The 9921-nt window shown below is 34.7% G+C and carries 13 protein-coding genes; 4 read left to right on the top strand and 9 right to left on the bottom strand.

The genetic code is table 11. The features are described from left to right. Together BD31_RS02655 and BD31_RS02650 are read right to left on the bottom strand one after the other, a co-directional pair. On the bottom strand, positions 1-1616 hold a 1616-nt coding region (locus tag BD31_RS02655), incomplete at its 3' end, for a thioredoxin domain-containing protein (RefSeq protein ID WP_008298172.1). Positions 1617-1658: 42 nt separating this feature from the next. Then, complete coding sequence (locus BD31_RS02650) at positions 1659-1892, bottom strand: hypothetical protein (protein ID WP_008298173.1); 234 nt, start codon at positions 1890-1892, stop codon at positions 1659-1661. A 103-nt stretch (positions 1893-1995) separates the two neighbouring features. Between BD31_RS02650 and BD31_RS02645 the strand changes: the two genes are divergently transcribed. Together BD31_RS02645 and BD31_RS02640 are read left to right on the top strand one after the other, a co-directional pair. Then, entirely contained in the window at positions 1996-3030 is a 1035-nt protein-coding gene (locus BD31_RS02645) for an alcohol dehydrogenase catalytic domain-containing protein (protein ID WP_008298165.1), read from the top strand. A gap of 222 nt (positions 3031-3252) precedes the next feature. Then, a complete protein-coding gene (locus tag BD31_RS02640) occupies positions 3253-3486 on the top strand; it encodes a hypothetical protein (RefSeq protein WP_008298166.1) in 234 nt (77 codons plus the stop codon). Here BD31_RS02640 and BD31_RS02635 read toward each other — a convergent pair. Then, the gene (locus BD31_RS02635) at positions 3476-3973 is read right to left on the bottom strand and encodes a hypothetical protein (protein WP_008298169.1); all 498 of its coding nucleotides are present in this window, start codon (positions 3971-3973) and stop codon (positions 3476-3478) included. The two genes, BD31_RS02640 and BD31_RS02635, sit on opposite strands and share 11 nt — an antisense overlap. A gap of 121 nt (positions 3974-4094) precedes the next feature. Here BD31_RS02635 and BD31_RS02630 point away from each other — a divergent pair, with 121 nt between their 5' ends. After that, positions 4095-4343 carry a hypothetical protein gene (locus BD31_RS02630; RefSeq protein WP_008298158.1) on the top strand — a complete coding sequence of 83 codons (249 nt, stop codon included), beginning with the start codon at positions 4095-4097 and terminating at the stop codon, positions 4341-4343. A 1-nt stretch (position 4344) separates the two neighbouring features. Here the strand turns inward: BD31_RS02630 and BD31_RS02625 are convergent, their stop codons facing one another. Beyond that, positions 4345-5031, bottom strand: a complete 687-nt coding sequence (locus tag BD31_RS02625) for a hypothetical protein (protein WP_048097388.1) — start codon at positions 5029-5031, stop codon at positions 4345-4347. Positions 5032-5135: 104 nt separating this feature from the next. Between BD31_RS02625 and BD31_RS02620 the strand changes: the two genes are divergently transcribed. After that, complete coding sequence (locus tag BD31_RS02620; RefSeq protein ID WP_008298159.1) at positions 5136-5354, top strand: hypothetical protein; 219 nt, start codon at positions 5136-5138, stop codon at positions 5352-5354. Here BD31_RS02620 and BD31_RS02615 read toward each other — a convergent pair. The 5 genes from BD31_RS02615 to BD31_RS02595 all read right to left on the bottom strand — a co-directional run bounded on the left by BD31_RS02615 (position 5326) and on the right by BD31_RS02595 (position 9686). Next, a complete protein-coding gene (locus BD31_RS02615) occupies positions 5326-5562 on the bottom strand; it encodes an Lrp/AsnC ligand binding domain-containing protein (RefSeq protein ID WP_008298171.1) in 237 nt (78 codons plus the stop codon). The genes BD31_RS02620 and BD31_RS02615 overlap by 29 nt on opposite strands. Before the next feature lie 69 nt (positions 5563-5631). Next, positions 5632-6828 carry a tRNA pseudouridine(13) synthase TruD gene (truD, locus tag BD31_RS02610; RefSeq protein ID WP_008298160.1) on the bottom strand — a complete coding sequence of 399 codons (1197 nt, stop codon included), beginning with the start codon at positions 6826-6828 and terminating at the stop codon, positions 5632-5634. Further along, a complete protein-coding gene (locus BD31_RS02605) occupies positions 6825-8429 on the bottom strand; it encodes a Vgb family protein (protein WP_008298170.1) in 1605 nt (534 codons plus the stop codon). Before BD31_RS02605 ends, truD begins: the two co-directional genes overlap by 4 nt. A 44-nt stretch (positions 8430-8473) precedes the next feature. Next, positions 8474-8827 carry a peptidyl-tRNA hydrolase Pth2 gene (pth2, locus tag BD31_RS02600; RefSeq protein ID WP_008298161.1) on the bottom strand — a complete coding sequence of 118 codons (354 nt, stop codon included), beginning with the start codon at positions 8825-8827 and terminating at the stop codon, positions 8474-8476. Positions 8828-9065: 238 nt separating this feature from the next. Continuing rightward, on the bottom strand, positions 9066-9686 hold the full coding sequence (locus BD31_RS02595; RefSeq protein WP_008298168.1) for a cation efflux transmembrane domain-containing protein: 621 nt from the start codon (positions 9684-9686) through the stop codon (positions 9066-9068). Positions 9687-9921 lie beyond the last annotated feature (235 nt).

Raw genomic sequence — 9921 nt, 5'->3', positions numbered from 1 at the left:
GGCAAAGACAAGTCATAGTTGCTTTTTGGTCTGATGATTAGTTTTTCATGATTATCTGAAGTCATAAAGAAGCTATTGGCATCTGAATCCCAAAAATGCTCTAACAGGTAATTTGCTAGATTCAAAGAAAGTTGAAGGTATTTTTGATCAGACTCAATTTCAAAAACATCCAACAGTGCATTAATAAAATAAGAGTAATCTTCAAGATACCCATCAATTTTTGCAGTATTGTTTTTGTAAGTTCGTTGTAATTTTTCACCAACAAGAAGATTCTTCTCAATAAAAGAGATGCAGTCTTTTGCAGCACTTAGATATCTTTGATCACCTGTTACCCGGTAACCTTTTGCAAATGCAGTAATCATTAAAGAATTCCATGAAACAAGTATCTTGTCATCCAAACCAGGCGAAATTCTTGTGGAGCGAACTTTTAATAATTTTTCAGCACATGAATTTAAAATGTCGTGAATCTCTTGTTCAGATTTTCCAAAATTAAAAGCAACAGTTGAGATATTGAGATTATTACACAAAATAGTATTTCCTTCCCAATTGCCTCCATCAGTTACATCATAGAAAAGACAAAAAATGTCTGCATCACTTCCAAGTATTTCTTTGATTTCACTCTTCTTCCAAACATAGAATTTTCCCTCCACACCTTCAGAATCTGCATCATATGCAGAATAAAATCCGCCTTCAGGAGTAGTCATCTCGCGTAAAACAAAATCCAAAGTTTTTTGCAAGACTTCAAGATAGAATGGATCTTTTGTTATTTGATATGCTTCGACATAATTTACTGGGATCAATGCATTGTCATAAAGCATTTTTTCAAAATGAGGAACCAACCATTTCGCATCAGTGGAATATCTATGAAATCCACCTCCAATTTGATCAAAAATCCCGCCCTTTGCCATTTTGTTAAGAGTTTTGAGCGCAAATTCATTGAATTTGGAAAGACCCGTAAGTTCAGCATAACGAAACAGAAATGAAATATTTGCAGCATTTGGGAATTTTGGTGCAGAACCAAACCCGCCATATGTTGCATCACCTAATTGAAATAAATTCATGGCGGCCTCATCTAGAATTATTTTTTCCAGTTTTGATGGAGTGTGAACTGTTTCAGTTTTGTGTAAAGCGTTTAGAAAATTTTCTGCAGATTTTTCAATATCTTTGGGTTTTTCTTTCCATGCTTGAGAGAGTTGTCTGCAAATACTTCCAAATCCAGGACGACCGTAAGAATCCAATACAGGAAAATAGGTTCCAACATAGAAGGGCTTCTGATCAGGAGTAAGAAAGATACTCAGTGGCCAGCCTCCTTGACCAGTTGCTATCTGACAAACTTTTTGATAAATATCATCAATATCAGGTCTTTCTTCTCTATCCACTTTGATGTTTACAAAATTTTCATTCATGAATTTTGCAACTTCGTCATTTTCAAATGATTCATGTGCCATTACATGACACCAGTGACATGAGCTATAACCTATACTGAGAAAAATTGGCTTATTCTCATCTTTTGCTTTTTTTAAAGCCTCATCATTCCAAGCATACCAGTCAACAGGATTGTGTGCATGTTGAAGTAAGTATGGACTTGTTTCGTGAATTAGATTGTTTTCTACCACAATTAATCAGACTCGTTAGAATATTTGTACCTAGATAATAGATTAGCCCCAAATGCCCCTGCCTTCAGTTAATTCGTAAATTCTTACATTAATTTTACCAAGTAATTTTACTTTAGATTTATGTGCTTTTTTATCATGACTGTAATCTTTCTTTTCAACTAATTCCTGCAATCTCTTTAATTGATCTAATGACAGATTTTTGAATTCATTTTTAGAAGTCGTAATTAGATGAAGTAATTTGACCCTCTCACGATCTTCATCCGTAATTTCAGACATGTTATTACTATAACCTAGTCCTTTATTTTTCTAATGAGTTTTACACCATACAATAAAGTCAGAATTTGCGAATCTTAAAATTTCATGCATAATTTAGAAAAATATGGAAAAAATGCGAGCGATGGTTCTTGAAAAATGTGCAGCAATTGAGACAAATCCATTAAAATTAACACAAATTGATAGACATGTAATTAAAAGACCAAATGAGATTTTACTGAAAATCGAAGCTTGTGGGGTTTGTCATTCACAACTTCACGGAATAGAAGGAGACTGGCAAGACATTGGGATTCCACCGGCACTGCCAACAGTTCCAGGTCATGAAATTGTAGGTAAAGTGGTTCAAGTTGGAGATAGTGTCACTAAATTCAAAATTGGAGACAGAGCAGGAATTACTCCACTCTTAGAAGCATGTGGAAAATGCCAGTATTGTAAAGAAGGGAAAGAGTATCTTTGTGAATCATCAACAATAACAGGAGAGTCATTCAAAGGCGGATATACTGAATACATTACAGTTACAGAAGATTTTGCAACAAAAGTTCCAGAAAACATGAAACCAGAATATGCAGCACCTCTATTTTGTGCAGGGATTACTGCATACAAAGCAGTCAAAGCAGCAGAGCCAAAGTCACATAAAAAAATAGGAATTTTTGGTATTGGCGGAGTAGGTCACATGGCAGTTCAATTTGCAAATGTTGAGGACTGTGATGTTATTGCATTTTCTAGATCACAGAAACATCTTGATGTTGCAAAAAGATTAGGTGCAGTAGATGCAATGGTATTTTCAAATGTTCAAGATGAATTTCTAGACAAATTAAAAGAGAAACATGGTTTGTTAGATGCTGCCATAGTATTTGCACCAGCAGATATTGTTACAGATACAGCAATCAAAGCAGTGAAGAAAGGAGGGCTTGTAGTTATTGCAACAGTAGGAGAAAGACCGGCATTCATGGCATTTGAGGAAAAGACAATCAGAGGTACGTTGATAGGTTCAACTAAAGATATGGAACAAGTCATACGAATTTGTGATGAAAAAAATATTGAAGTAATTTCTCAGACATTCCCTCTTGAAGATGCAAACGATGCTCTCAAAAAATTAAAAAATTCAGAGATAGAAGCAAGGGCAGTGTTAATACCTTAACTTGCAGATTAAATAAGAGAGGAAGAAGATTTCGAATATGAATTGCAACCGATGTCATCACACAGATGAAGCGCACATGCAAAATGCACAGAGCAATTCAATCATCAAAGCAGGAAAATGTCAGATTCCAACATGCACGTGTCAGCAGTATTTAGATCCCATTCAAAAGATTGACGAGGATCTCTTGTAACGATTCATATATCAAAATCAATTTAGATACTCATGGACAAACACAAGCCATCAGATGAAATGATTAAGGAACTTGATAATTTATTATCCAAGTTAAATGCCATGGAAATTGTTGCGTCTGACGATTATCAAAAGAACGCAGTTAAAGTTATGAGAGCACTAGTGGAAGGACAAATGCATTCAATTAATGAATTCCAACATTTGAAAAAAGCAATAGACTTGTTGACGTTGCAATTGTTTGATGTTCAAAACAAGGTTAACAGTTAAGCTTTGTATCACTTAATCCACAGCTCGTACAACGAAAGACGGTAGATTTTTCAAGAATTTGTTCTGGTTTCATCTCCGAACCACAGCACGGACACATGAATTTTGATTCAGAGTTTTTTTCCTCAGACTTTCTTATCGCATAATCAGGTTTTGTTCGAGGAAGTTCATCCAAGTTACAAGGAGGTTTGTAGTGAGTCATTATTTTAGTAAGTATATTTTTTCTATGGATATCGCTTGATTCAAACAAAGGCAATATTGCCAAAAATAATGATTTTTCAGAGCCCGAATGCTTTACCCAGCATTTGAAACTAGGATGTTGAACAAAAAAAGACTTTTCATCAGTCTTCTCACAGTCACCCACATACAAAATATTGAATTTGTCTTTATCTCGAGAAAGAATGAGATAAACTAATTTTTCCATTGGTGGCCCCCACTCATCAAGAGAAATTGGCCCAAGAAACTCATATTGGAGAATTTGAATACTCAATGAGAGTATTTTTAAAGACTTTTCATTTTATCTTTTCCCAAAAATCACACTAGTGGCGCAGGTTTGATCGCAAAAGCTAAACTTGAAAAGATTAAATTCAAGAGTTATTGATTTTCCATAAATGAAAGAACCTCACAATTATGCACATGTTGGATATGGCATGATTGCAGTTGCTGCTAGTCTTGCAGCAATTGGCATTATCGCATTATTCATTGGAGACAATGGTCTCCTTGCAGATAATATGCAAAGAGAAAACACACATCATTTCAACGAATGTAAAGATAACAATTTCCAAACAGAAGGATGTGAGAAATACTGGGATCGGATCAACAACGTGGTCTCAGGAATTTACGTAGACCTAGAGAAATAATTTAAAATCCATTAGCAAAATCTTCAAACATATTCTGATTCTTAGTCAGCCTATTCATTGCAAAAAATGCTCCACCTACAATTCCTGCTTGGTAAAAGGTATACAAGAAAACGCCAGATGAGGTAGGATCAGATTTTGTGAAACTCAACACAAGCATTGTAAAAAATACAAATGTACCAACAAAAGTCACCAGTCTATTTATAATTCCAGTATTCATGCCAACAATTCTTTTTGTAGCTCCTGCCATCAAACCAATACTAGTAATAATTAGAAAAGTTGCTCCGCCGTTTGCAGTGATAAAATTATTTGCCCAAGGCAAAAGACCGTCATCCAGAATGGACATCTCCGGCATGACACTACCTCCATTTAGCGCAAAATTTACAGAACTAAACATTCCACCCATAACAAAAAAGAATAAGAATATCTTTACAATTGATCTTTTGATAGGACTTCGAATTTCTGATGGTTTTACAGCACGTTCAGTAATTCTCACGCCATAAAGAAAACCTACAGCTATGGCAGGAATAAACATAATGTTAATCAAAATTGGGGACTCTTTGTTTATGGCCTCTATTTGTGGATGAAAGATTAGAAACAGAATGATTGCAAGGCTAGCCGCAGAAGTAAACAGTATCAGACCTAAATGGCCACTACGCTTTGATTCATAGATATCATTCCAATTAGACATTTTATAGAGTCTAAAGAAAATGATTAAAAACCAAATCAAGAAATGATTTGGTTAAATTATCAATTCTGTTTACCCTTTTTAATAGAAAACATGACGAATAATTCATGAGAGTAGGCAAAGGAGTAACAACATCAGGTATTGTAATGTTAATTTTTGGCATAATTTTTCATCTTCAAGGGCAATCAGTGATAGGCCCTGAAACTTCTTTTATGTATTCAAACCCAGAGTGGATAACTTATGGAATGCAAATTACAAGTGTAGGAATCATCATAGTTGGGGTAGGAATCATAATCATCAAGAAGAGTCAGTTACACGAAGAGTGATTGTGCTTCTAATTTTCTTTAGTTTTCGGATTTTAGATGTGATTATTTTATTAATTTGTTCAGGTCCATCTGCAACAAATTCTACAACAAGATCATAGCTGCCATAAGTTATCAAACAACTCTTGATTTCAGGAATGTCTTTTAATTGAGAATAAAGAGACTGTTCTTCTCCAACATCGCAACTAATTAGCATGTATGCCTTGTCCATCAAAATCATTTGTTCTTAAAAAAACATCAACTTAAAGACATCTAAGAAATCATTTTTTCAAGACTGATCTCAAAAACCAGCAACAATTGGATCTTGTGGTTTCATGATCTCTCTTAGCACAATTGTCGCAAAAGATCCCCTAGATAATGAAAATTCCACATTAGTTTCATGTGCAGAGTAATCAAAACAATGAATTGCTGCTTGTCTAAAACCACCTTCACTACTTACTTCTTGCATTTCTTTTATGAAAAAATCCTTGGGGGAAATTTCTTCGCTCTGCAATATTTTTGATATTTGATAGTCAAAACGAGTTTTTTTGTAATAAGAGTAACCAACGAAAGGAAGTGCCAAATTCTGATCCATGCCTTTCACATATTTTCCAATTATTCCATTAAAATCAAAACAAACATCACCAGATTCTACTTCAAAGAGGTTTTCACCATCCAAAAAAGCAGAGCTTAGAGACTGATTGAAAATAAAAGATTGGTAAGCTTGAACATAAAATCGTCTTAAAGAAACAGGGATTGCTCTAATTGCACGAATTGGATCATTGTGGTCAATCATTTCTTTTAGAACTATTCTTTCAATATCCATTTGTGGTGGAACTTGATCAAAATATTTTTCATAATTTTCTGGATCAGATAGTTTTTCACGAATTTCAGTATTTTCTTCGGAATCATATGTAGAGGTGAAACACAAAATTAATTCAACTGCCTTTTTGAAATCCCTCTTCAGTAATGCCTTTCCAATCAGGTGGGTAACAGCCCTTTTGGAGCCAAAACGCTGGTAACCATAAAAATTTAGGATTTTATCGTATTCAGTAAATGAAGATAAGTCATTTGAGCATTCAGAGATTTTAATTTTAAAATGATTTCCAATCATATCTTTTTTTGATAATGGTTTTTTTACATATCCAATTTTTTCGAGAGAATACTTGTCTGTGGAAAAATTTTCAATTGCTCTTCCTTTGTTCCCAGAGCATACAAATTGTTCAGTAATTGCAGATGCATCTTTTAGTCCAAGAGATTTTAATCGGATTCCTTTTTTGTTAAAAATTCCTGATAGGGCATGATTTGTATCAATATTTTTCTTTTTTAATTTGTAAACGGCATAGCCGTCTTGATCACTGATAGAATCTTCTTTTTTTTTAGAAATTATTTCCCTTACTTGAAAATCATCTGGAGACATTCGAATTTTGCCTCCAATTCCAGGAAAGTTTGTACTGTAAACTGAAATTCCAATTTGAGAATCTAAGTCAGGTATCACTCTATTGTCACTGTGATGAATTTACCTACAGCCACATCAGATGCTTGTGCACCAACAAGTATTTTGTATGTTCCAGATTCTGCATCATCTGATGCACTAATAATAGTATTAATTGTACGAGGAGCATTAGAATCTAATTGAAATGATTCAGGGGAATTATTTATCAAATCAACATTTAGAAAATCACGAGTGGAAGATAGAATCAATGAAATTCCCAATAGATCTTTCTGAGATTTTGGAGATACGATAAATTCAAAGTCTTTTGAATCTCCAGGAGCAAGAGTCAAAGTATTTGATTCTAATTGAACATCCAATGGTAATTGTACAGATGTATCTACCACACCTATGTTATTTTCTACCCATTCAGTAAACCAAATTTTTGTTCCATCTATAGTGAAATCAAAAACTTGGGCAAGACCACAGTCTGCCAACATCATTCCAGTTCCAGGGTCACAGTCTCCCCAGTTTGGATTCTTTGAAGGAATATGATATTCTACAATAGATTGTGATTTAGGGTCCATCACAGAGATATTATTTGCAGTTTGTGTATTGAAAACTATTCGTCCTTGATCATCAGTTTCTATCCAGTAAGGCCTAGAAATTGGAGTTTTAACAATTCCTGTTTGATTACCGTATGTATCAAGTAAAGGATCTGATGTTACATATTGAGTAAATTTTTCAGTTACAGGATCAAAATTAAAGAAATAAGACGAGGTTGTATCTGCAAGCCAAATAGTTCCATCATTTGCAACTACCGCACCATTAGGAGTAAGTAATTCTACAGGCAACTGGAATATTTCAATAAAATCAAGTAAAGGAAGTGATTTTTCATTAGAGTTTGAAACAGAATCAAGGTATCCATTTTGATCAAATTTTACTAAAACACCACCTTGTTGGAATAACCAATTTGTGAACCAGACATTGTTATTTGCATCCAATGCAAAATCAGCGGTTACAGAGTTGTCTACAGGAGATGGAATACTTAGATAGTTAACATCGTCACCAGACTGAGTCGGATCCAAGAATGTCAATTTGTTTCCAGTAAAATCATTAATTATAATTTGAGAGCCATCAACTTGGAGTTTTTGTGGGAGTGAATTTCCTTCAGAGGGATAGGATAATCTGTCATATTTTTCATCAAGGGTTGAAAACTTCCATACAGAATCATATGTTTCATCGGTAAACCACACAGAGCCATCAGGGGCATAGTCAATCCCCCACATCATCGAACGTCCACCTTTAGGCCATAACGGGTTATCATATTCGGTGAAAGTTTTGGAAACAGGATCAAATTTTGCTACATTGCCAGTATTGGTTTGAGCAAACCAAACATTTCCATCATAATCAGTTACAATAGCCAATGGATTTGTACATAATGTAGGTATAGAGAATTCTTGGATATAGTCAGTTGACTTTGCAGTATTAGATCCACAAAACTGTGCACGCTGTTCATCAGGGAAATTATCAGCAGGAGTACCAGTAATCGTCATTTCAGGTTTATCAGTTGGTGAGGGAGCTTTATTCAAAAGTACACCAGCAGCCAAGGAAGTAAGCATGATTGTTGCAAAAAATATGGAAACAATTATGCCAATTTTCTTCATAATTAAAAAATCATTAAACCTTGTTATATCTCATTCTCAAAAAACTATAGTAATTTTAGATCACCAGTTATTTTATCAATTAAATTTTCTGGGGCAGGGCCAATTGAAATACAAGTTGTAGTTCCAGGAGCAATCTGAGTATGCCCTGCATCTGTAACTTCAGACCAAGGAAGGTCTAAATCAATTGCATGTCTTTTTACTTCTTGCAATTCTTTAATTCCTGAAACTTTGACAACAACTTTTTCTTGACCGCCCCACCATTCATTGAACCATTCAGGATGAGACTTTCTTACATGTTCAGCACCAAGAACACATGCATGACCTACTTGTGCTGCAATCTTTCCTTTACCCATATCAAGATCAGTTCTAACTATGATCACTTGTTTGATATCACCCATGATCTAATCAAATACAGGCCTAATGAAAAACTTTTGAATTAAATAGTTAGGGTTTCCGAGCTTATTTTTTAGTGATCTCGATCAAATTTGGAGTATCAAACTAATTTGAAAATACCGGAGCAAGTTTTGTTAAATCAGTTTGATACCACACCCATTATTTCTAAAAATTATTCGAAATTCTCTGAGGACATGACCCAAAATGGGAATGTAATGAATGTCATAATAGATGGAGATATTTTCATCTATTCTCGAGGTTTTTTATATCACTCCGAGCATCTTTGATGATTGACCACGATGATTGCAAAAAGATGACTGCAATCACCCCAGCAACTATGAGGTCAGGCCATGAGGTATCAGTCAAAAAGACAAAACCAGATGCAATTATTACCAAAATATTTCCTAGTGCGTCATTACGACTAAAGAGCCATACTGCACGGACATTGGCATCGCCTTTTCTATGTGGAAGTAAAATGATGACTGCGATAACGTTTATCACAAGTGCAACAAAGCCGAAAATTCCCATCAATCCTGCTTCTGGAGTTTGAAGAACTTGTGTACGATAAATTGTGTAAGACAAGATGGAAATTCCCATTGCCCCAAGAAATATTCCTTGGATGAGAGCTGAGCGAGCTCGTAATCTAAGACCCCATCCTATTGCAAGCAATCCCAAGAATGTGATTGAACCATCACCTAGAAAATCAAGTGCGTCAGCTTTGAGTGCTTGGGAATCAGATATGAATCCCCCAATCATTTCGATTATTCCATAACCCATATTGATTAAAACAACTATCCATAATGCCTTACGATATGCAGGAGTTAGGTGCGAAAGATCTTTTGGTAAATCGTCATCGTCTGGCATAAAATTTTACCTATGGGATGTTGTACTTGACTTGTAATTCTAAAATGATTAAACAAATTTTCATTAAACCATCGATTATTATTTTTTATAATTTACACAGGAATAGATTCCATCTGCAATATCTGTCAAAATATCATCACTTTGTTTGAGAAGCTTGGCTACTCTTTTGTCTCCTATGCTGTAAAATTTATTCTTGCCATCCTTTCTGCTCTTAACTAGCCCGCATTCCAACAAA

This window comes from Candidatus Nitrosopumilus salarius BD31 (assembly GCF_000242875.2).
Taxonomy (GTDB): domain Archaea; phylum Thermoproteota; class Nitrososphaeria; order Nitrososphaerales; family Nitrosopumilaceae; genus Nitrosopumilus; species Nitrosopumilus salarius.
Note: the sequence above shows the minus strand (reverse complement) of the source record. Positions and strands in the feature narration are given on the sequence as shown.